Here is a 20,783-nt window from a genome sequence, read left to right on the forward strand (position 1 = left end):
GCATTGCTCAGTTCATGCCGACGCACCATGCCAGGCCCCTGCCCGGAACAGCAGCAGATCCACCCTCCGGACAAGAGCCATCAGACACGCCCTAGTCCTCGCCGAACCCCCGTACCGGTGGTGGCAGCAGGGCGCGGGCCGGGGACGGCTGCCAGCGGCCCCCTGCCGTGACCCGGCCGAACGCCTGGTCGCCGAAGTGGAAGGCGAAGGCGTGGGTGCGCGGGGTCCTCATGACCCCCAGCAGGGCGGTACGCGCCCTGAGCACGCCCTCGACGTCCACGTCGGGTCCTGAGGGCCACTCGGGGTGGGCGAGCTGGGCCGGGGTGTGGAAGGCGTCGCCGAACACCACGATCCGCCGCCCGCCCCGGGCCGTGATCACGTACGTGGTGTGGCCGGGGCTGTGGCCCGGGGTGACCAGCGCGGTGACGCCGGGCCAGATCTCGTCACCGTCGTCGAACCGGTGCAGCACACGGGACATCGGCACCATGAACCCCTCCCAGGAGGGCGCCCCCACCTCCACCTCCCGGTTCCAGAAGGGCTCCCACTCCGAGCGCGCCACCAGGTAGTCGGCGCCCGGGAAGGCCTTGCGCGGACGGGTGCCGTGCCCCGTGAGGAAGCCGAGACCGGTGTGGTCCGTGTGCAGGTGGGTGAAGGCCACCGTGTCGATGGACCCGCGCGGTACGCCCAGGGCGCCCAGGGTGCGCAGCAGCGCGCCTCCCCGGGAGACCCCGAGGGAGGGCGCCAGGACGTTGGCGCCGAGGCCCGCGTCGATCAACAGCCGGCGCCGTCCCCGCTGCACGAGGAGGCCGCCCGCCGAGGCGGCGATGCGCCCCGAGAGGGCCAGTGCCTCGGGGTGGGCCCTCCAGTACGAGGCGGGCACCGCCGGCAGGAACCCGGCGCGGTCCAGCTCCATGGCCGCGTCGACGACGTAGGTCAGCCGGACGTCCCCGACGGTGAGGGTGCGCACCGCCGACTGGTCGGCGAGCCTCCCGGTGCGCGGGCGGGCTGCGTGGGCGGTGGGGAGCGGGCCCGCGAAGGGGACGGCCAGTGCCGCGGTGGAGGCGAACGCGGTGCGCAGCACGCCGCGCCGCGAGGGGCCGGAGCTGCCGGACGGACGGTCGGTCATGGCTGTTTCCCTAGGAAGGTGAGGCGGTCCGGGCGGACCGGGTGGCTGCCGGATCACGGGGCCAGCAGGGCCGCGGGGTTCGTCCGGGTCACGGCGTCGGCCTCGGCGCTCGTGAGGCCCGCGGCACGGAACCAGCCCCGGCTCAGGTCCAGCCACTCCCGCACGTCCGGCTGGTCGGGCTGTCCGAGGTCGGAACTGAACGCCACCCGTGGGTGTGCGCGCACGACCTCGGCGAGTTGTCCGGGTTCCGCCTGGCCCAGCAGCAGGGTCAGCGCGGTGAACTCGACGTACAGGCCGGGCACCTGGGCCAGGTCCGCCAGGTCGGCGGGGGTGAAGCCCGACATGGGGTGGGTGGCGTGGGTCAGGAGCAGACGCGGTACGCCGATCCGGACGGCCTCGTCGACGACGCGCAGCGCCGCCTCCCGGTCGCTGTGCCCGGTGGCCAGGACGACGGGCAGGTCGCGGGCCGCGCGGAGCACCTCGGTCACTCCGGGGCGCAGCGCGCCGTCGGGGCCGGCGACCGGTGCGGTGCGCCACTGGTCGGGGTCGAGCCGGGGGTGGAAGGGGGTGCGGCGCAGGGCGGAGGGGTGGCCGGGGCCCACCAGGGTGGGCAGGTGCACGACCAGGCGGGCGGGGGCGTCGCCGCCGTGGGCGAAGACGGCCTGCTCGACGGCGCGGGGGTGGACGCCGCCGGACAGTTCGTTGAGGACGAGCGTGCCGGAGACGGGGAGCCCCTCCTCGCGGGCCTCCCAGGCGCGGGCCGCGGTGGACGTGAGGTGGCTCTTGAGGACCACCCAGCCGCCGGCCTCGGCGTAGGCGCGGCCCGCGCCCGCGGAGGTCAGGCGCCGCCGGTAGAGGTCCGGGCCCGCGTGGTAGTGGAGGTCCACCACCACGCGGCCCGTCAGGTCAGGCACGGTCGGCCGTGCCGTCGGTCCCCGCCCAGGGCTTGGCGTAGCCGTACCGGCGGCGGGCCTCGTCGAGGCGCAGGCCGCCCGCGACGGCCCCGGCGATGGAGGCCTCGGTCCGCTCGACGCGCTCGGCCCGGTCGGCGACCTCCTCGGCCCGGTCGGCGGGGACCACCAGGACGCCGTTGTCGTCGCCCACGACGATGTCACCGGGGCGTACGGTGACGTCGCCGACGACGACGTCCCGGCCGGTGGCCGCGAGCTCCACCCGGTTCTTGCCGCTGACCATGGTGACGCCGGTGCTGAACAACGGGTACCCGGCGGCGCGGATCTCGGCGACGTCGCGGGCCGAGCCGTGCAGTGCGGTGCCGCGCACGCCGCGCCGCCGCGCCAGCGCGGTGAGCAGCGAGCCCCAGTTGGTGCAGGCGGTGCTGCCGCCGTTGTCGACGACCACGAACGCGCCCTCGGGCACGTCGTCGAGGTAGTTGGCCGCGTTGCGGAACGGCTGCCCGGCGACGTCACCGACGGGCTGGTACGAGACGGTGAACGCGCGTCCCGCGGCCCGCGTCCCCGGGACGCGCGCGGCGACCCCGGCGAGGACGCCGCCGACGCCGAGGCTGTCGAGCGCGTCCGAGACGGAGGCGGTGTCGAGGCGGGCGAGCCGGTCCACCACGTCCTCGGCGGCGGAGGATCCGCCCGGCCGCGTGGCGGGCACGGCGAGCCGTCCGGCGACCGCCCGGGCCACCTGCTCCGTGCGGGCGGTGCCGCCCAGGTCGTAGGTGACGGTGGTGCGGGCCCGCACCACCTCGCGCACGGCGGCGCGCAGCTCCTGGCCGGGGACCGGCATGCCGAGGTGGTCGAGCATCTGCGCGACGGTGAGCAGCATCGCCATGGGGTTGGCCCTGCCCTGGCCCGCCATGCCCGGGGCGCTCCCGTGCACCGGCTCGAAGTAGCTGCCGTGGTCGCCGATGTTGCCGCTGGTGGCGAGGCCGAGGCCGCCCATGACACCGGCTCCGAGGTCGGAGAGGATGTCGCCGAACATGTTCTCGGCGACGAGCACGCCGAAGCGCTCGGGCCGGCGGACCATCCACAGGGCGACCGCGTCGACGTTGAGGATCTCGGTCTCGACGTCCGGGTGCTCCCGGGCGATCAGTTCGAGGCGCTCGCGCAGGTGGTTTCCGCTGTGGCGCAGGACGTTGGGCTTGTCGACGACGGTGAGCCGCCGGTGGCCGTGGCGCTCGGCGTACGCGAACCCGTAGCGCAGCAGGCGGTCCATGCCGAACTCGGTCTGGAGCCGCAGCGAGACGCTGGTGCCCGCGGGACCCGAGGCGGCCGCGTTGGGGTGGTCGCGGACGACGTCCCAGAGCGCGTCGTCGGGGCCGTGGAAGTCGTAACCGGCGTACAGGCCCTCGGTGTTCTCGCGGATGACGGTGAAGTCGAAGCGCTCGCCGTCGAGGTCGGTGACCGGCCGGACGTTCGCGTACAGGCTCAGCCGCTGGCGGAGCTGGATGACCGGGGACACGTACGTCAGGCCCGTGCCGCGCAGCGCCGGGGCGAGCTCCGCCTCCGCCTCGCGCAGGGGCTTGCTGGTGATGGCGCCGAGGAGGGCGGTGTCGGTCTCCTCGATCAGCTTCCAGGTGCGCTCGGGCACGACGGTGCCCTCCTCGCGCCAGTACTTCCAGCCGATGTCGCCGAAGCGCAGGTCGAGCGGGAGCGCCAGGCGTTCCACGACGTCCAGGGCGGCGGAGACGACCTCCGGGCCGATGCCGTCGCCCGGAAGGACAGCGATGCTCTTCATGAGAGTCCCTTCTCCCGCAGGAACCGCCCGACGAGGGCGGACACTTCCGCGGAGCGTTCGAAGTGGGGGCGCATGCCGGCCCCCGGGATGACGTGCACCTCGTGGTGGGGTGCCGCCGCGGTGTGGCGGTCGGTGACGAGCTGGGAGTGGCCGCCGACGACCTGGAGCAGCGGCCCGGGGTGGGCCCGTACGGATGCGCTGACGTCGATGCCGCACAGCAGCCGCATCCCGGCGGCCAGCCGACGGCCGGCCTCGGGGTCGTGCGGCGCGGACGGGGCGGCGCCGGAGCCCGCCGGGTGGCCCTGGGGCCGGACGCGCCGGTCGAGCAGGGCCAGGGCGAGGTCCGAGCTTCCGTCCGCGGCGAGTTCGGCGATCTCCGTCAGCCGGGACTCCAGCAGCGCGTCGGTCCGGGCCGGGCCCGAGACCAGCAGGGCTGCCGTGGTGGGCGGGACATCGGGCAGCAGGGCCTGGGCGACCGCGCCGCCGAGGGCGTTCCCGCACAGCAGGTCGACGGGGCCGAACGTGCCGATCAGCGCGCGCCAGCGGGCGACGAAGGCGTCCATCGAGTCGACCCTCTCATCCCACGCCGAGAGCGTGTCGACGACGGTCACGCGCAATCCGGCGTCGGTCAGGGTCCGGGTGACGGGGGCGAAGAAGGCTCCTTCGTCCCAGCGCGGCGTGACGGGCGCGAGGACCAGGGCGTGGGCGCGGGCCGTGCCCGCGGCGGTCCGGGGTGTGAAGACCGCCGCGGGCACGGCGAATCCGGCGTGGGTCACCGGACGGTGGCGAGGGTGCGCGCGGTGGTGATGCCCTCGCGGTGGGTGCCGCCGAGCAGGTCCTTGCGGTGCTCGACCGGCAGGTCGTAGCGGCCCAGGACCAGGTCCGGCAGCGGCAGGGAGGGGGTGCCCTCCGGGACGGTGGCCAGCAGCAGGTCCGCCAGCTCCAGGAGCGGGCCCAGGTGCAGGCGGGCGGCGCTCTCGGGGTCGGTGCGGTCCAGGTGGGCCAGCCACTGCTCGGCGATGAGGTTGCCCGGGCCCTTGCCCATGCCCTGGACCGAGGAGTCCATCCAGGTGGCGCCCGCCGCGACCGCGCTGATCGCGTTGGAGAGGGCCAGGCCCAGGTTGTTGTGGGCGTGCAGGCCGATCGGGCCGCCGGTGACCGACTTGGTGAGGGTGGTGAGGTCGGCGGTGTCGACGGGGGAGAGGCTGCCGTTGGAGTCGGCCAGGTAGACGAACTCCGCCCCGGCGTCGGTGGCGGCGGTGGCCGCGGTGACCACGTCGCGTCCTTCCCACTGGCTGATCCGGGCGAAGTTGACGCCGACGGCGAAGCCGGTCTCCTTCGCCTGGCGTATGTACTCGAGGCCCCGTTCGTATCCCTGTGACGGCAGGATGATGCGGACCAGGCGTGCCCCGGCCGCGTACATCGCGGGCAGGTCGTCCTCGGTGATGTTCTTCGGGTGCAGGATGAGCGCGACCTTGTCCGGGCCGACCTCGTCGGCGACGGCCGAGATGAAGTCGTCGTCGCCGCGGCCGGTGAGGCCGAGGTTCGGGACGGGCACGAGCGAGCCCTTGCGGTACGCGATCTCGACCCAGTCGAAACCGGCCTCGACGCTGAGGCGGGCGTGCTTGATCGCGTAGTCCAGGGGGAAGTTGAAGCCGTTGCGGTATCCGCCGTCGCGGAGGGTGACGTCGATGTTGACGATGCTCATGGTTCCTCCAGGTGGCTGGTGCGGTGTCGGTTCGGGCCTGGTCCACACGGCAGGCCCCGGGGCTCAGGCGGAGTGCTGCGCGGCGGCGTGGTGGGCGGCGAGCCGGCCGAAGATCAGGGAGCGCAGCACGGACGTGGCCGGCGGGTAGGCGTGGTAGAAGAGGCCGGTGGCCTCGCCCGCCGCGTAGAGACCGGGAATGGCGGTGCCCGACGGGGTCACGACACGGCCGTCGAGGTCGGTGCGGATGCCGCCGTAGGTGAAGCAGATGGCGGCGGTCAGCGGCACGCCGATGAACGGCGCGGTGTCCAGCGGCACGGCCCAGTTGGACTTCTGCGGGGTGAGGCCGACGGTGGACTTGCCATCCAGGCGGGTCGGGTCGAACTCGCCCGGTCCGACGCCCGCGTTGAACTCCGCGACGGTCTTCTCCAGGCCCTCCGCGTCGATGCCCAGCTTGCCGGCCAGCTCCTCCAGGGAGTCGGCCTGCTCCGGCGGGACGTCGCTGAGCAGTGCGTTGAGGATGCCGGGGATGGCGAGCGTCTTGGCGTCGGCGATCCAGTACGCCTCCTGGTCCTGGTTCTTCCAGATCTCGTAGCCGACGTGCTCGAAGGTGTTGTCCCAGGTGTCCCGGCCCTCGTCGAAGAAGCGCTGCAGGCGGCCGTTGACGAAGATGCCCGTGCTGAAGCCGTAGAGGACCGCGTCGGCCTTCTGCGTACGGGTGTCGACGGGCTCGGCGTGGATGCCGTCGAACTGGCCCGCGGTGTCGGCACCGAGCTCCAGCGCCATGCGCAGCCCGTCGCCGCGGTTGTTGGCGATGCCGGGGGCGATCAGCGGCAGGTCGCAGGCCTTGTCGCCGACGTAGCGGGTGAGCATCTCGGTGTTGCCCTCGAAGCCGCCGCAGGCCAGGACGACGCTGCGGCCGTGCAGCCGCTGGGTGCGGCCGTCCGCGGTGCGGACCAGGACGCCGTCGACCACGCCGTCCTCGGTGGTCGACAGGCGCAGCGCCTCCGTCTCGTAGCGGATCTCGACGCGGGGGTCGTTCTCCAGGGCCGCGCCCAGGTGCTCGACGATCGAGGCGCCGCCGCCGCGGGGGCTGGCCGGGGCGGCCATGGAGGGGGTGCCGCCGTCGAAGGTGTGCGGCAGGGGGAAGTCCTCGAAGGCGATCTGGACGCCGTGCTTCTCCACGAAGGCGAGCGTCCGGGACGTCTCGCGCTCCACGGTGCGGCAGTACTCGACGTCGGCGAGGCCGCCGGAGACCCGGCCGACGTGGTCGGCCCAGTCCGTGTCCAGTTCGCGGTCCTGGTTGATGCGCAGGAACGCGCCGGTCCAGCGGGTCGCGCCGCCGCGGTCCTCCTTGGTGGCACGCTCCAGTACGGCGATCCTGGCGGGCGTCTCGCGGCCCTCGGTCGCCTCGGCGTAGGTCAGCGCGGCGGACAGGCCGGCGGCGCCGAAGCCGATGACGATGAGGTCGTACTGCGCGTCGGTGGCGGACATGGTTTCTCCTCGGGAGTCGGAAGCGGAAGCAGGGGCGGAGGGGAGTGGGGGAGGGACGGGGCCGGCGGCTCAGCGCCCGGGGGTGATGACGCGGCTGGTGCGGTAGAGCCGGTACTTGGCGCCCGTCGTGGTCTTGGCGAACTCGCCGTAGCGACGGGTGAACTCGGGGTCCTGGAAGATCGCGTCGAAGGCGTCCTGGCCGGACCACGCGGCGAGGTTGACGATGGCGTCGCCGTCGACGCTCGTCAGCAGGCGCGAACCGCGGAAGCCCTCGGCGGTGGCGGAGACGTGCTCGACGGCGGAGGCCAGCGCGGCCACGCTGGCGGGCGCGTCGTCGGTGGTGGCCACGTTGATGAGCAGCACGCTGTCGTCCGGCTCGGCAGCGGTGACCACGCCGGGGCTGGCGTTGCGGCCCTCGAAGGCGAGCTGGTCGTAGGCGGCGATGCCGAGCTTGTGCCACGGGTCGCTCTCGATGAGCTCGCGCACCTGGGCCTCGTCGAGGTCGGCGGTCACGATGACGGCACCGCCCTCGGGCCGGGGGCCGCTGAGCAGGATGCGGCCCTGGTCGCCGTGCTCGCGCAGCCATGCCTTGTGCTCGGCCATGTGCGCCACGACGGTCTCGCGCGGGGTGAGGTAGGTGAGCGTCAGTACGTGGATCATCGGGTCCTCTGCAAGGGTGTCGCGGGTGGGAAGGGGGAAGCGGGGGCGGCCGGTTCAGGCGGCCGGGGTGCTGACGCGGCCGGCGAGCGAGGCGAGCGTCCGCTCGGCGTCGGCGACGACCTCGTGGACGACCTGGGCGGCGGGCCGGATGTCCTGGATCAGGTCGAGGACCTCGCCCGCGAACATGGCGCGCTGGGTGGTGTCGTCGCGGGCGACCGCGGCGGCCCACTCGGGTTCCACGGTGGCGCGCCGTGCGGCGAGTTCGGCGTCCTTGCCGGTCCAGGCGCGGGTGAAGTCGTTGGCGATGGAGCGGGCCGGGTGGCCCGCGGGCCACCCGATGCCGCGCACGACGTCGAAGGCGTGCGTGTTGACGGTGTCCGCGGTGCGCCCGGACACCAGGTGGGACTTGAACCCGGCGGTGGCCAGCGACTCCTCGGTCGCGGCGAACCGGGTCCCCATCATCACCCCGTCGGCGCCCAGGGCGAGGGCCGCCGCGAGGCCGCGGCCGTCCGCGAACCCGCCGGCGGCGACGACCGGCAGCTCGCCGCCGGTGGCCTCCAGCACGGCCGGGATCAGCGGCAGGGTGGACTGGGACCGGTGGTGACCGCCGGCCTCGGCGCCCTGGGCGACGAGTACGGAGGCCCCGGCCGCCGCCGCGACGGACGCCTGCTCGGGGTCGTGGACCTGGACGACGACGTGGGACCCGGCGTCGGCCGCGGCCGCCACGTACCTGCGGACCTGGTCCGCGTTGCCGAAGGAGAGCGCGATGACCGGCGGGGCGTAGCCGAGCACCTTGTCCCACAGGCCGGGCCGCTCGTCGAAGGTGAACATCACGCAGCCGACGCCCCAGACGCCGCCGGACTCGGCGGCCCGGCCCACGTGCTCGTCGATGAACGCCGGGTCGCCGTAGCTGACGCCCACGAGGCCGAGGCCGCCCGCCCGGGTCACCGCGCTGGTGAGCCGGCCGCCCGACACTCCGCCCATCGGGGCGCAGACGACCGGGTGGTCGATGCCCAGCAGTTCGGTCAGCTTGGTCGAGATCACGATGCTCCCTTGGTCCAGATCGTTCGCCCTGCATGACCCGGCCCGGGAGGCCGGGACGGGGGAGTGGCGCGCTGAATTCCGCATTGAATTACGCGCCTGGGAAAGCGGGGTACTTCCGGGGATCGGATTCCCGTCCGGTGTTGCCCCGCTTGACGTCGACGACATTAGCCAAGGGTTTCGTTCCGCGTCCAAGACGCAAACGGCGTGACCGTCATAGCCGCACGCCTATACCCCTGTGCACAGCCGTGTGCCTATACCCCCGTCCGTCCGTACCCGGGCGGGAAAAAAGGAAAGGCGTGCGACCCGGGCGGGGGAGGGCCCGGGTCGCACGCCGGCTGGTGGCGCGGAGGGTTATTCGGCCGAGAAGGCCCATCCGCGCACTGCGGACACCTGCTGGAGGAGGCGGGCGGCACGGCTGCCCCGGACCGCGGTCACGGCGAGGCGCTCGCGGGGCGGCCGACCGGTGGGCAGCGGGCGCCAGACCAGGTGGTGCTCGCGCTCCACGGCGCGCCGGGGGCGGAGCGCGACGAGGTCGGCGGTGGTCTGCAGCGCGTGCAGGAACAGGGCGTGCTGGTCCTGGTCGACGGGGTGCAGCACCGAGGTCCAGCCGAGCCTGGCCAGGTCGGCGGGTACCGTCTCGGCGAACCCCGGGGCGCACCCGTCCTCGTACCAGAGCAACCGCTGCCGGGTGAGGTCCTCCCAGGTCAGCTCGGTGCGGTGGGCGAGCGGGTGCTCGTGTGCCAGGACGACGCCGAGCGGCTCGTCCCAGACGACGGCACGCACCAGTTCGGACGTGACCACGGGCAGCCGGACGATGCCGAAGGCGATCTCGCCGTGCCGCAGGAGTTCACCCTGGTCCGCGGTGCCCACGGAGCGCATCCGCAGCTTCGCGGCGCCGTCGCGGCCGTCGTGCGCCCGTACGTTGGACAGCCCGTTCTGGACCTCCGTCAGGACGTCGGCCGGCACTCCGCCGCACACCCCCACCGGCCAGATGCGGGGCGCGGGGGCGACGGCCGCTATGGCGGAGCGCAACTGTCCCGGAATTCCCTGCATTTCTCGGAGGAATGCCTTTCCACCGACGGTGAGTTCGACTCCCCGTGAACTGCGGATGAACAATGCGGCGCCGACGCGTTGCTCAAGTCTTCTGATTTGCTGGCTGAGGCTCGGCTGCGATATCCGCAATTCCTGTGCGGCGGCGGAAACCGTTCCTGCGCGCACCACGGTCAGGAAATAGCGCAGGTGCCGCATGTCGAAGTCGTCGACGTCCCGGGCGTCGGACGCCGCCCGCAGGACGACGTCGCCCCGGGGGTCCGGCGCCTGTCCGTCGAGTCCGTTGTGGTCCGCACTCCCGGTGGCGCGCCGCCCTGACCATTCGTCCAGCACGCTCATCTGTTTCCTCCCGCGTCTCGTCGCCCCTGCCCCGCCCGGGCTCCCGCCCGCCCGGGCTCCCGCCCGCCCGGGCTCCCGCCCGCCCGGGCCCGCGCCCGCCCGGGCCCGCGCACAACGGGCCCAGGTGCAGCTTGGCAGAAAAATTCGTTCTCGAAGGTATTTTTTACGGGCCTGAAACGGCACTGTTCCCGCCGCCCTCATACTCCGGGCGTTCAGCGGCCGACAGCGCCGTGAACAGCAGTCGCCACAGTGGTTCGCCGCGGGGCCCCTCCTCCTCGCGGGGACCGACGGGCCGGTACAGCAGCCCGTACATCACGGCCATCAGGAGCTCGGCGACCAGCCGTGGCGAGTGCGCGGGGAAGCCGCCCTCGCGCTGCGCCCGGCGGATCAGTTCCACCAGTACCCCCTGCACCTCCACCAGGACGTCGGACAGCGCCCGTTCCAGGTTCGGGCAGTCCGACGCGAGGCGGACCATCGCCTGTAGCCGTACGTCGGACTGGAGGCGGCCGGCGAAGTCCACGACGACGCCCTCCAGGACGGCGCCGGCCCCGGCGCCCGGCGCGTCGTACTCCGCGCACAGCCCCGTCCAGGCGTGCCGGGACTCACTGATCAGTGCTCCGGCCAGCGATCGCTTCGAAGGGAAGTGCCCGTAGAGGGCGCCCTTCGTCATGCCGATCCGCTCCGCCACCGCGCCGAGCGTCGCCCGGTTGTAGCCCTCCGCGGCGAACACCTCGGCGGCGGCCGTCAGGACCTTCTGCCTCGTGCGCCGTGCCCGTTCCTGCTGTGCCATGTCGCGCCCTCCATCTTCAAAGAGAGCATATGAATACCATTGGTGAGGAAGACCGTGAAATACCCCAACAGGGCAGGCTTCTCAAGGCACTTCCGTTCCCAGCGGACCGTAGTGCGCCGGGACCAGCGGCCAACCGTGGCGCCGTGCCTCCTCGTTGAGTACGGCGGAGGACCCCACCACGACCGGCCTGCCCACCGCGCGCAACAGGGCGAGGTCGCTCTCGTGGTCGCCGTAGGCGAAGCAGTCCGGCGGGTGCGCGCCGCGCTCCCGCATGATCCCGGTCGCGGCGGCCGCCTTGGCCTCGCCGATCATCGGGCGGTGGACCTCCCCTGTCAGCACGCCGTCGGGCCGCACCACCAGTTCGGTGCAGAGCACGGTGGCCACGCCGAGCTCCGCGGCCAGCGGGTCCAGGAGCGGACGCATCGAGCCGGAGACCAGGACGACCTCCCGTCCTTCGGCGCGGTGCGCGGCCAGGGTGTCGAGCACCGGCAGGACGAACGCCGTACCACCGCGCCGGTACGTCTCGTACCAGCTCCTGCCCGCCGCTTCGAGCGCGGCGAGGGGCACACCGGCGTAGCGCCGGTAGTACCAGCGGTTCAGGGCCTCGCGGTTCGGGGCGGCCGCCGGTCCGGACGCCGGCGGGGGCCCGGTGACGGCCGCGGACGGGTGCTCCGCCTCCCAGTACGCCCAGAAGTCGAGCATGCTCTTCCCCGCGATCACGGTCTCGTCCACGTCGAAGAACGCGACCGCCACCCCCTCGCGCCCGGCTCGCGGACGGACCCGCTGCGACGCGGTCGTCACCGGGCGCCCCCGTCCGCCAGCGCCGCCTGCGCGTAGGCGGTCGCCGCCGCGTCGAGCCCCAGGGCGCCGTGCCCCGCCGCCGTCGTGACGTCGCGCCAGGCCCGCTGGACGGGGCTGCCGGGGGACTGGCCCCGCATGCCGGAGGCGTGGAACAACTCGTCGACCGCCTCGCGGCACATGGCGGCCGCGGTCGCCGCGTCCCGACGGTTCTCCGCCACGGCGAGGGGGGTGATGTCGCCCCGGTCCGCGCGGACGGCGGTGCCGTCGAGCAGCAGGCCCGCCGCGTGGATCCCGGCGGAGGCCCGGGCGAGCAGTAGCGCCTGGCCGGGCTGCGCCGGTGATCCGGCCGCGTGCTCCGCGCTCCAGGCCCGCAGCCCGGCGCGGGCCGCGCCGAGCACGGGCGCCGCGAAGATCGGCCCGGCGACCATCGGGTAGGGGACGCGGTGGCAGCGGGCCGCGTCGGGCCGGGGGCGCAGCAGCGTGCCCAGCGTGAACGAGCGGTGGGCGGGCGCGAACACGCCGTCCGCGCCGACGCTGTTGCTGCCGCTGCCCCGCAGCCCGACGGAGTCCCAGGAGTCCCGGACGGCGACGTCCGCGCGCGGCACGGCGAACACCCGGTGCTCCCGGACGCCTTCGGGACCCGGCGTCCAGGAGGCGAGCAGCACCCACTCCGCGTGGTCGACCCCGCTGGCCGTGCGCCACTCGCCGTCGAGCCGCCAGCCCCCGGGCACGGCGGACGCGCGGCCCTGGGCGGGGACGATCGAGGCGGCGACGCGCACGTCCGGGCCGTCTGCCCACAGGTCCCGCTGGCCCTGTTCGGGCAGGTAGGCGGCCAGCCGCCCGTGCGCGGCGTACAGGGCGGCGCACCACCCGGTGGAGGCGCACGCCTCGGCCACGGCCGAGGCGTCGGCCAGCAGACGCGCGAAGCTTCCGGCGGCACCGCCCCACCGCGTCGGTACGAAATGACGGGGGAACCCCGCTTCGACGACGGCTCGTGCGACCCGCCCGTCGAGCCTGCGCCGGTCCTCGGCGTCCCGGGCGTCCCGCCGCGCGGCGTCGAGGAGGGGGCCGAGCCGGTCCGGGCCGTCCGCCACGTCCCGGACCCCGTACGGCAGTGCGCCGACGTCTTCCCGCGCGGTCAGCATGCCGCGCCCAGCTGGGTCCAGTGCAGGGCCGGCGCGCCGCAGCGGACCGTGGCCCGGGCGATCTCGCGCTCGCCCTGCCGGGCGGTGAACGACAGCTCCGAGGGGCAGCCGGTGGGTCGTGCGGTGATGGACACCGGGAGGTGGAGTTCGCCGAAGGCGGTGAACTCCACGGCGAGCAGCGTCGCGTCGCCCTCGCCGGGGCGGCCGCCCGCGGTGACGTGACCGGCCTGCCGGAACGCTTCGACGAGTGCCATGCCGGGCACGTGGTCGGACTCGTGGTCGAACAGCACCGGGTGGCGCCGGTCGAGCCTGAGCCACCAGCTGTTCGCGCGCAGCGGATCGCCGGCGATGAGGGTGTCGCGCTCGGCGAGCTGGCCGACGTCGGCCGGCGCGAGGGCGACGGAGCGCGGTTCGCCGACGGGCAGGGCCCGCGGGGCCCCGTCGCCCCCGCGCCGGCGCACCAGCGCGTAGCGCCGGGCTTCCATGGGTTCCCAGCACACCCGGGCCCGTCCGAAGGAACGCTGCCCCACCAGGACTTCGGCGTCGAGCGCGAGGCGCAGCCTGCGGCTGCCCGCGGCCGGCGGGCGGCAGTGGACGTCGAGTTCGACGCGCAGCGGTTCCGGGCCCACCTGCGGGAGCTCTTCGCACAGGTCGACGCCGATCTCGCTGAGCACGAACGGCAGGCCGTGCGGGACGTCGAGGAAGCGGTGGGACAAGTGGATGGCGGCCTGCCGCGCGGTTTCCGCGAGCAGGACCGGGTCCGCGGCGCGATGGCCGTGGTGGGCGAGGTAGTGGTCGCGGCTCCACAGCGCCGCGACCGCGAAGCGCTCGTCGCCGAGCCGCTCCGCGTCGGTCAGCAGGACCTCCGCATCGGACGTCTTGTGGACGGACGTGGCCGGAACGCATCTGTCGAAGTCCAGCCGTGTCCGTGGTCGATCAGGTCCAGGCCGTCCGGTACGTATCTCCGGTCCAGACATGGCACGCACGAGTTGATCCTCCCCCGTCGACGTAGCGGCAATACGCCGGTATGGTCCCGACGCAGCACGTGACGACACGCAGAAATATACCTTCGGGAAGGTATATTTGAAGGATCATTTTCAGCCACGTCGCTGCTCCGCGCGATCGCACAACGGAGAGTGCCCATGTCAGAGCCGCAGGCGGCCACGTTCACCACCAGAGCAATCCCGGCCAAGCAGGGCCCGGACCCCAAGCAGGAGCGTTCGGCCAGGACCCGTCTACGGGTTCTGGCCGGGGCCGCCGAGCTCTTCACCGAGCGGGGGTTCCGCCACACCTCGGTCAAGGACGTGGCCGACCGGGTCGAGATGACCAAGGGGGCCGTGTACTTCCACTACCCGACCAAGGAGGACCTGGCCGTCGCCGTCGTGCGCGAGCACTACGCACGCTGGCCGAAACTGCTCGACGAGGTCACGTCGGAGCAGCTCGGCGCCCTGGAGACGGCGGCCCGGCTGCTGGAGCGGGCGGCCGACGCCTTCCAGAACGACGTCATCGTCCAGGCCGGCGCCCGGCTCCAGATCGAGCGCCCGCACATCGACGCCGAGCTGCCCACCCCCTACGTCGACTGGATCGCCCTCATCGAGTCGCTGCTGAACGCCGCCCGCCAGGACGGCGAACTGCGTCCCGGTGTCGACCCGGCCCGTACCGCGCACGCCCTGGTCTCGGCGTTCTTCGGTTCCCAGCACGTCTCCGACGTCCTCAGTGGTCGTGCGGACGTGGTGCCGCGCTGGGGGGACCTGGGCGACCTGCTGTTCCGCGCGATCCGGGCCGCCTGACGGCTCCCGGCCGACCCGGCCCGCTCCTCAGGCCGGGTCCGTCACCTGGCGCCGGGTCGAGAGGACGACCAGGCCGCCGATGACGGCGAGCGCCATCAGGACGACACCGAAGGTAGTGGCGCCGCTGGTCAGGCCGACCGCGTCGCTCAGGTAGCCGGCCGACACGGGCAGGATGCCGGCCGGGACGTAACCGCCCACGTTGAGCGCGGCGTTGGCCTCGGCGAGGCGCTGCGGCGGGACGCTGGAGTTGAGCAGCGACAGGCCGCCGAGCTGTCCCATGCCCTGGCCCGCGCCGGCCAGCAGGGCGGACAGGATGAGGACGGCCACCGCCGAGGTGTGCACGGCGACGATCAGGGTGACCATGCTCAGCGTGGTGCTGATCGCGCCGGCCGTGAGGATGGTCCTGCGGCGCAGCCGCTGCACGGCGAACTGGACGCCGGTGGCGGCCAGGAACATCACGAAGGCCATGGCCCCGGCGACGATGCGGCTGGTGGTGCCGAGCAGGCCGGAGAGCAGGGACGGGCCGAGCGAGAGCACGAAGGACGTGGCGGTGATGCCGGGCGCGAACACCGCGACGCCCAGCAGGAGCTGACGCCCGTTGCCGCGCGGGACCCCGGGCACCCGGACCCAGGCGCCCTCGGCGCGCACCTGGGGGCGGCGGACCGGCATGCGCAGCACGACGACCAGCGCGGTGACCAGGAGTACGGCCTCGACGGCGAAGACGGTGACGGTCGGCGCGGGCGCCGTCTCGGAGAGCACCCCGGCCAGGAGCGGGCCGAGGCCGGCTCCGAACACCATGGCGCAGGAGGCGAGCAGGGCGGCGATCCGCTTGCGCTCGGGGCCCGCGACGTCGGTCACCGCGGCCATCCCGGCGGAGACGACGGCGCCGACCGCGATGCCGGTGAAGAGCCGCGCCACGATCAGCGCGACCACGCCGGTGGCCGTGGCGAAGATCAGGCAGGCGGCCAGCGCGAGGGCCAGGGCGGGCAGCAGGACCGGCTTGCGGCCGACGCGATCGGAGACCACGCCGGAGACCAGGAGCGAGCCGATCAGGCCGACGATGTAGAACGCGAACACCACGGTGAGCATGCCCTTGGAGAAGCCGATGTCGCGCTGCCACAGGACGTACAGGGGTGTCGCCGCGTTCGAGAGCACGAAGACCGCGGTGACGGGCCACGCCGCCAGCCAGATCCACCACAGGGGTGCGACGGCGCGGTGGTCCGGCTTCTCGGCGCCGGTGGGTGTCCTTTCGTCGACGGCCTGGACGGTTGAGGTCCGGGTCTCGGACATGACTGCTCCTCTCGATCTTGCCTGCCGGCACCTCGGCGCCCCGGCAGTACGAGTCGAGTCGAACTTAGCATGCAGTACGATCAGAGTCGTACATAGGAATCGCGTTATAAGGAGTCGCCTATGTCCGCGACCGCGGCCGCCGCACCCGCCTTCCGGGTGCCCACCGAGCCCCCCGGGCTGCCCGACCCGCTGCCGGAGCCCGCGCGCGACGAACTGCGCCTGGAAACCGTGCTCGGCGCGCTCAGCGACCCGCTGCGCCTGACGATCGTGCGCAAACTGCTCCTGGAGTCCGAGGACTTCGACCACAGCTGCGGCTGGCTGGGCCTCGACCGCCCCAAGTCCACGCTCACCCACCACTTCAAGGCGCTGCGCGAGGCGGGCGTCACCCGCCAGCGCCAGTACGGCCTGGAGCGCCGCAGCCACGTCCGCGTCGCCGACCTCGAAGCGCGCTTCCCCGGGCTGCTCGCCCTGGTGGCGAACTGGGCGCCCCGGGGCTGACCCACCACCCCGGCACCGCTCGACCCCCCGTCCAGCTCCGCTACAGGAACCGGACCCCCGGGGGCGCGGGAACCTACCCTGCCCCTGACGGTTCGTACGCGAGGACGAGGAGGCCGTCGTGGGAGAGCCGGAGACCACCTTCCCGGCCCCGGTCCGCCGTGCGCCCCTGCTGCTCCTGCCGGGTGGCGGCTCGGCCGGGGCCGCCGTGCGCGTGTACGTGCTCGGGGCCGACGCCCTGGCGCGCGGCGGCATCAGGGCGCTGCTCGCAGGGCAGCCCGCCGCGCAGGTCGTCGGCGACGGCGCGCCCGGGCCCGGGGCCACCGCCGAGCTCGCCGGACTCGCCCCCGACGTGGTCGTGGCCCACGACGGGGCCGCGCCCGGGCCGGGCGCCCCGGACTGCCGGGTGCTCACCATCGGGGGCCGGGGTCAGCTGCCCGCCACCGCGACGCCCGCCCAGCTCGCCGCGGCCGTCGTGCTGGCCGCCGCCGGGTACCGCGTCACCCACGACGAGGCGCCGGGACCCGCCGCCCCTGCCCCGGCCCTGTCCGAGGTCGGCCCGGACCAGCTCACCGAGCGGGAGCGCGAAGTGCTCGCCCTGCTCGCGCACGGCCTGTCCAACACGGAGATCGCGCTCGCCCTCACGCTCTCCGAGCACACCGTCAAGACGCACGTGCAGAACCTGCTCGCGAAGCTGCGCCTGCGCAACCGGGTCCACGCGGCGATCTACGCCTTCGAGACCGGACTGCGCGCCCCGCGGTGACCGCCGCACGGGCCGGGTGGACGACCCAGGGACCTTGAAGACACGACCTAGGCCCGTGTCAGCGCCGTATCAGCCCCGTATGGGCGGTCCTCCGCATACTCGTTCCGCGCTCGCAGAAGAGGAGAGGGGAGGCAGGGGTATCTCCGCATCCGCACGCGGAGGCCGCGCACGACACCCGTACGCGCCGGCCCACTGCCCACGCGGACGTGCGCGCCCCGACACACGATGACCGCCAAGGACTCCTCACCCGTGCCACCCGAGCCGATGACCGTGGTCGTCGACCTGGGGGCACCGGGTGCCGACGGCCCACCGGCCCTGGAGCTGCGCGGCCCGCTCGACACCCTCCGCCTGGAGGCCGCCCTCGACCGGATCGCCGCCCGCTACCCGCACGCACCGGCCTGGCACCCCAGGCTCCAGCACCACGGCCCCGGCCACCACACGCTGCGGCTGACCACCGGCGCCGGCGGCGGCGAGGACTTCCCCGCCGGGTTGCTCGCCGACCTGCTCACCCACGAGGAGCCCGCGGGTCCGCCCGTACGCTTCCTCGAACCCACGCCGCTCCAGGGCGAGTTGCTGGCGACCGCGGGCCCCGGCCGGCACGTCGAGCAGCTGGCCTTCGGCTGGCACGGGCCGCTCGACCCCGAGCGCTTCACCGCCGCCTGGCAGTCCGTCCACGACCGCGAGAGCGTGCTGCGCGCCCGCTTCGAGGACGGCCCCGAGCCGCGCGTCGTCCTGCACGAGCACGCCACCGCCGACGTGGTGCGCCTGCCGCACGGCAGCGTCGACTGGTACGCCCTCGTCGAGGCCGACCGGCGCCGCGGCCTCGACCCGCGCCGCACCGGCCCGCTGCGCGTCACCGTCCTGGGCGGCGGCGCCTCCGCGCCCGGCACCGGACCGGTGACGAAGGTGCTGCTGACCCACCACCACGCCCTGCTCGACGGCCACAGCGTCCGGCTGCTGCTGCGCGAGTTCTGGCACGCCTACCTCGCCGAGGGCCTGCTGCCCGGTGGCGAGCGCCGCCCCGACCTGGCCGACTACCGGCGCTGGCTGCACCAGCAGGACACCTCTGGCGCCCGGGACTTCTGGAGTTCCCTGCCCGAACTCCCTTATGCAGCGGAGGAGTTCGGGCGCGCGAGTGCGCCGGACGCTCCCGCCGCGACCTCGCACGGCACCGGGCACATGCGCCTGCGGCTCACCGTCGAGCAGACCGCCCGGCTCGCCGCCTGGGCCGCCCGCTGGGGCAGCACCGAGAGCGGAGTGCTCCAGGCCGTCTGGGCCCTGCTGCTGCACCACGCCCAGGGCACCCGAGGACCCGGCGCCGTGCGGTTCAGCGCCGCCGTCTCCGGGCGCGGCGTCCTCTTCGACGGCGTCGAGCGGCTGCCCGCGCCGCTGCGCAACCCGCAGCCCGTCACCGTCGAGATCGCCCCCGACACCCCCCTGCCCGAACTGCTCGCCGTCCTGCGCGAGCACGCGGTGGACGCCTCGGCGTACGAGTGGGTCACGGCCGGGCAGATCCAGGAGTGGACCGGCGGGCGGGTGGGCCCCGGCCGGAGCGTGGTCGCCTTCGAGCACCGCCTGCCCGCCGACGCGCGCCTGCGCCCCGCGCTGGCCGCGCACGGCGTCAGGGCGGAAGCCGCCGAGACCCTGGGGGCCCGCACCGCGTTCCCCGTCGGCCTGGTCGCCCACCACGACGACGAGGGCCGGCTGGTGCTGACCCTCTCGCACGACCGGGCCCACCTCGCCGACGGCTCCGACGTCCTGGCGCCGTGCGCCCTGCTGCTGCGCGAACTCCCGTATCTGGCGGGCGACTCCACCACCGTGGGCGAGGCCCTCGACCTGCTCGGCGCGGTCCGCACCTCCCCGGACCGGGTGTGCGTGCGCACCCCCGCGCCCACCGGACCCGCCCGCACGGCCCCGGCGGAGGAGCCGCGGCTGTCCGTGCTGCGCCCCGCCGCCCGCCCCGGCGCGGGCACCGTCTGCCTCGTCCACGCGCCCGGGACGCCCCCCGAGTTCTACGCGACCCTGGTGCACGGCTACCCGGGGCCCGAGGCGCTGGCGCTGCTGCGCCCGGCCGCCGACGGGGCCCCCGTGGGCGCGGCCGTGCTGCGGGCGCTGGCCGGCACCGGCGGACCGCTGGTGCTCGGCGCGCTCTCCGGCGGCGGCGTCGCCGCGTACGAGACCGCGAGGCTGGTCGCCGCGCACGGCGGACGACCCCCGCTGATCGTGCTCACGGGCACCGGCACGGCCGCGGCCGACCTCGCCCGGATGCTCGAAGCCGCCGCCGAGCGCGCCGGCTGACCCGTCGGGCGTCCCGCCCGGCCACCCGACCTTCCCGCGCACCCACACCACTGGAGAGTCATGTCCCGTCGCCTGTTCACTTCGGAGTCCGTCACCGAGGGCCACCCCGACAAGATCGCCGACCAGATCAGTGACACCATCCTCGACGCGCTGCTGAGCGAGGACCCCACCTCGCGCGTGGCCGTGGAGACGCTGATCACCACCGGCCAGGTCCACATCGCGGGCGAGGTCACCACCGCCGCGTACGCCCCGATCGCGCAGCTGGTGCGCGACACCATCCTCGCCATCGGCTACGACTCCTCCACCAAGGGGTTCGACGGCGCGTCCTGCGGCGTCTCCGTCTCCATCGGCGCGCAGTCGCCGGACATCGCCCAGGGCGTCGACACCGCGTACGAGAACCGTGTCGAGGGCGATGACGACGAGCTCGACAAGCAGGGCGCGGGCGACCAGGGCCTGATGTTCGGGTACGCCACCAACGAGACGCCCACCCTGATGCCGCTGCCCATCGAGCTGGCCCACCGGCTGTCCCGCCGCCTCACCGAGGTCCGCAAGGACGGCACCGTCCCCTACCTGCGCCCCGACGGCAAGACCCAGGTCACCATCGAGTACCAGGGCAGCCGCCCGGTCCGCCTGGACACCGTGGTCGTCTCCTCGCAGCACGCCGCCGACATCGACCTGGACTCGCTGCTGGTGCCGGACATCCGCCAGCAGGTCGTCGAGCACGTCCTGAAGCAGCTCGCCGAGGACGGCATCAACCTGGAGACCGACGGCTACCGTCTGCTGGTCAACCCGACCGGCCGCTTCGAGATCGGCGGCCCGATGGGCGACGCCGGACTGACCGGCCGCAAGATCATCATCGACACCTACGGCGGCATGGCCCGCCACGGCGGCGGCGCCTTCTCCGGCAAGGACCCGTCCAAGGTGGACCGTTCGGCCGCGTACGCCATGCGCTGGGTCGCCAAGAACGTGGTCGCCGCCGGGCTCGCCGAGCGCTGCGAGGTCCAGGTCGCCTACGCGATCGGCAAGGCCGAGCCCGTCGGCCTGTTCGTCGAGACCTTCGGCACCGGCGCCATCGCCCAGGACCGCATCGAGAAGGCCATCTCCGAGGTCTTCGACCTGCGCCCGGCCGCCATCATCCGCGACCTCGACCTGCTGCGGCCCATCTACGCGCAGACCGCCGCCTACGGCCACTTCGGCCGCGAACTGCCCGACTTCACCTGGGAGCGGACCGACCGCGCCCAGCAGCTCAAGGCCGCTGCCGGCGTCTGACCGGTCGGCGTACTCGTACAT

At 74.1% G+C, this 20,783-nt stretch carries 19 protein-coding genes; 5 read left to right on the forward strand and 14 right to left on the reverse strand.

All coding sequences use genetic code 11. The features are described from left to right. Window positions 1-91 precede the first annotated feature (91 nt). The 13 genes from ABT160_RS28670 to ABT160_RS28730 all read right to left on the reverse strand — a co-directional run bounded on the left by ABT160_RS28670 (window position 92) and on the right by ABT160_RS28730 (window position 13,834). Entirely contained in the window at window positions 92-1,126 is a 1,035-nt protein-coding gene (locus ABT160_RS28670; RefSeq protein ID WP_351650752.1) for an MBL fold metallo-hydrolase, read from the reverse strand. Window positions 1,127-1,179: 53 nt separating this feature from the next. Continuing rightward, window positions 1,180-2,040, reverse strand: coding sequence for a DUF6282 family protein (locus ABT160_RS28675; RefSeq protein WP_351650753.1), 861 nt, complete (start codon window positions 2,038-2,040; stop codon window positions 1,180-1,182). Continuing rightward, window positions 2,033-3,829, reverse strand: a complete 1,797-nt coding sequence (locus tag ABT160_RS28680; protein WP_351650754.1) for an isocitrate/isopropylmalate family dehydrogenase — start codon at window positions 3,827-3,829, stop codon at window positions 2,033-2,035. The genes ABT160_RS28675 and ABT160_RS28680 overlap by 8 nt, the downstream gene beginning before the upstream one ends. Beyond that, window positions 3,826-4,605: an alpha/beta fold hydrolase gene (locus ABT160_RS28685; RefSeq protein ID WP_351650755.1), complete on the reverse strand. Its 780-nt coding sequence runs from the start codon at window positions 4,603-4,605 to the stop codon at window positions 3,826-3,828. The genes ABT160_RS28680 and ABT160_RS28685 overlap by 4 nt, the downstream gene beginning before the upstream one ends. Then, window positions 4,602-5,537: a hydroxymethylglutaryl-CoA lyase-like TIM-barrel protein gene (locus tag ABT160_RS28690; RefSeq protein ID WP_351650756.1), complete on the reverse strand. Its 936-nt coding sequence runs from the start codon at window positions 5,535-5,537 to the stop codon at window positions 4,602-4,604. Before ABT160_RS28690 ends, ABT160_RS28685 begins: the two co-directional genes overlap by 4 nt. A gap of 63 nt (window positions 5,538-5,600) precedes the next feature. Then, a complete protein-coding gene (locus ABT160_RS28695) occupies window positions 5,601-7,028 on the reverse strand; it encodes an FAD-binding protein (RefSeq protein WP_351650757.1) in 1,428 nt (475 codons plus the stop codon). Window positions 7,029-7,097: 69 nt separating this feature from the next. After that, window positions 7,098-7,688: a YciI family protein gene (locus ABT160_RS28700; protein WP_351650758.1), complete on the reverse strand. Its 591-nt coding sequence runs from the start codon at window positions 7,686-7,688 to the stop codon at window positions 7,098-7,100. 54 nt (window positions 7,689-7,742) lie between these two features. After that, entirely contained in the window at window positions 7,743-8,732 is a 990-nt protein-coding gene (locus ABT160_RS28705; protein WP_351650759.1) for an NAD(P)H-dependent flavin oxidoreductase, read from the reverse strand. A 351-nt stretch (window positions 8,733-9,083) separates the two neighbouring features. Beyond that, entirely contained in the window at window positions 9,084-10,121 is a 1,038-nt protein-coding gene (locus ABT160_RS28710; protein ID WP_351650760.1) for a LysR family transcriptional regulator, read from the reverse strand. 163 nt (window positions 10,122-10,284) lie between these two features. Next, window positions 10,285-10,911 carry a TetR family transcriptional regulator gene (locus ABT160_RS28715; RefSeq protein WP_351650761.1) on the reverse strand — a complete coding sequence of 209 codons (627 nt, stop codon included), beginning with the start codon at window positions 10,909-10,911 and terminating at the stop codon, window positions 10,285-10,287. Window positions 10,912-10,992: 81 nt separating this feature from the next. Continuing rightward, window positions 10,993-11,712 carry an HAD family hydrolase gene (locus ABT160_RS28720; RefSeq protein ID WP_351650762.1) on the reverse strand — a complete coding sequence of 240 codons (720 nt, stop codon included), beginning with the start codon at window positions 11,710-11,712 and terminating at the stop codon, window positions 10,993-10,995. Next, complete coding sequence (locus ABT160_RS28725; RefSeq protein ID WP_351650763.1) at window positions 11,709-12,857, reverse strand: acyl-CoA dehydrogenase family protein; 1,149 nt, start codon at window positions 12,855-12,857, stop codon at window positions 11,709-11,711. Before ABT160_RS28725 ends, ABT160_RS28720 begins: the two co-directional genes overlap by 4 nt. Beyond that, a complete protein-coding gene (locus ABT160_RS28730; RefSeq protein WP_351650824.1) occupies window positions 12,851-13,834 on the reverse strand; it encodes a ScbA/BarX family gamma-butyrolactone biosynthesis protein in 984 nt (327 codons plus the stop codon). Before ABT160_RS28730 ends, ABT160_RS28725 begins: the two co-directional genes overlap by 7 nt. A gap of 165 nt (window positions 13,835-13,999) precedes the next feature. Here ABT160_RS28730 and ABT160_RS28735 point away from each other — a divergent pair, with 165 nt between their 5' ends. Further along, window positions 14,000-14,647 carry a ScbR family autoregulator-binding transcription factor gene (locus ABT160_RS28735; protein ID WP_351650764.1) on the forward strand — a complete coding sequence of 216 codons (648 nt, stop codon included), beginning with the start codon at window positions 14,000-14,002 and terminating at the stop codon, window positions 14,645-14,647. Between the two features lie 27 nt (window positions 14,648-14,674). Here ABT160_RS28735 and ABT160_RS28740 read toward each other — a convergent pair whose 3' ends face one another. Further along, the gene (locus ABT160_RS28740) at window positions 14,675-15,937 is read right to left on the reverse strand and encodes an MFS transporter (RefSeq protein WP_351650765.1); all 1,263 of its coding nucleotides are present in this window, start codon (window positions 15,935-15,937) and stop codon (window positions 14,675-14,677) included. Window positions 15,938-16,057: 120 nt separating this feature from the next. Between ABT160_RS28740 and ABT160_RS28745 the strand changes: the two genes are divergently transcribed. The 4 genes from ABT160_RS28745 to metK all read left to right on the forward strand — a co-directional run bounded on the left by ABT160_RS28745 (window position 16,058) and on the right by metK (window position 20,762). After that, a complete protein-coding gene (locus ABT160_RS28745; protein WP_351650766.1) occupies window positions 16,058-16,435 on the forward strand; it encodes an ArsR/SmtB family transcription factor in 378 nt (125 codons plus the stop codon). Window positions 16,436-16,553: 118 nt separating this feature from the next. Then, window positions 16,554-17,195, forward strand: a complete 642-nt coding sequence (locus ABT160_RS28750; RefSeq protein WP_351650768.1) for a response regulator transcription factor — start codon at window positions 16,554-16,556, stop codon at window positions 17,193-17,195. A 249-nt stretch (window positions 17,196-17,444) separates the two neighbouring features. After that, the gene (locus ABT160_RS28755) at window positions 17,445-19,493 is read left to right on the forward strand and encodes a condensation domain-containing protein (protein ID WP_351650769.1); all 2,049 of its coding nucleotides are present in this window, start codon (window positions 17,445-17,447) and stop codon (window positions 19,491-19,493) included. Window positions 19,494-19,553: 60 nt separating this feature from the next. Beyond that, window positions 19,554-20,762 (forward strand): methionine adenosyltransferase, encoded by a 1,209-nt coding sequence (metK, locus tag ABT160_RS28760; RefSeq protein WP_351650770.1) that lies wholly within the window; start codon window positions 19,554-19,556, stop codon window positions 20,760-20,762. Window positions 20,763-20,783 lie beyond the last annotated feature (21 nt).

Origin of the sequence: Streptomyces sp. NPDC001941 (assembly GCF_040296945.1) — a bacterium.
GTDB lineage: Bacteria > Actinomycetota > Actinomycetes > Streptomycetales > Streptomycetaceae > Streptomyces.

Bases quoted from the DNA above. Each gene is read 5' to 3' on its own strand.
- ABT160_RS28695 (WP_351650757.1), bottom strand. From the start codon at position 7,028: ATGTCCGCCACCGACGCGCAGTACGACCTCATCGTCATCGGCTTCGGC.
- ABT160_RS28710 (WP_351650760.1), bottom strand. From the start codon at position 10,121: ATGAGCGTGCTGGACGAATGGTCAGGGCGGCGCGCCACCGGGAGTGCG.
- ABT160_RS28670 (WP_351650752.1), bottom strand. From the start codon at position 1,126: ATGACCGACCGTCCGTCCGGCAGCTCCGGCCCCTCGCGGCGCGGCGTG.
- ABT160_RS28690 (WP_351650756.1), bottom strand. From the start codon at position 5,537: ATGAGCATCGTCAACATCGACGTCACCCTCCGCGACGGCGGATACCGC.
- ABT160_RS28680 (WP_351650754.1), bottom strand. From the start codon at position 3,829: ATGAAGAGCATCGCTGTCCTTCCGGGCGACGGCATCGGCCCGGAGGTC.
- ABT160_RS28730 (WP_351650824.1), bottom strand. From the start codon at position 13,834: ATGTCTGGACCGGAGATACGTACCGGACGGCCTGGACCTGATCGACCA.
- ABT160_RS28735 (WP_351650764.1), top strand. From the start codon at position 14,000: ATGTCAGAGCCGCAGGCGGCCACGTTCACCACCAGAGCAATCCCGGCC.
- ABT160_RS28725 (WP_351650763.1), bottom strand. From the start codon at position 12,857: ATGCTGACCGCGCGGGAAGACGTCGGCGCACTGCCGTACGGGGTCCGG.
- ABT160_RS28700 (WP_351650758.1), bottom strand. From the start codon at position 7,688: ATGATCCACGTACTGACGCTCACCTACCTCACCCCGCGCGAGACCGTC.
- ABT160_RS28740 (WP_351650765.1), bottom strand. From the start codon at position 15,937: ATGTCCGAGACCCGGACCTCAACCGTCCAGGCCGTCGACGAAAGGACA.
- ABT160_RS28745 (WP_351650766.1), top strand. From the start codon at position 16,058: ATGTCCGCGACCGCGGCCGCCGCACCCGCCTTCCGGGTGCCCACCGAG.
- ABT160_RS28715 (WP_351650761.1), bottom strand. From the start codon at position 10,911: ATGGCACAGCAGGAACGGGCACGGCGCACGAGGCAGAAGGTCCTGACG.
- metK (WP_351650770.1), top strand. From the start codon at position 19,554: ATGTCCCGTCGCCTGTTCACTTCGGAGTCCGTCACCGAGGGCCACCCC.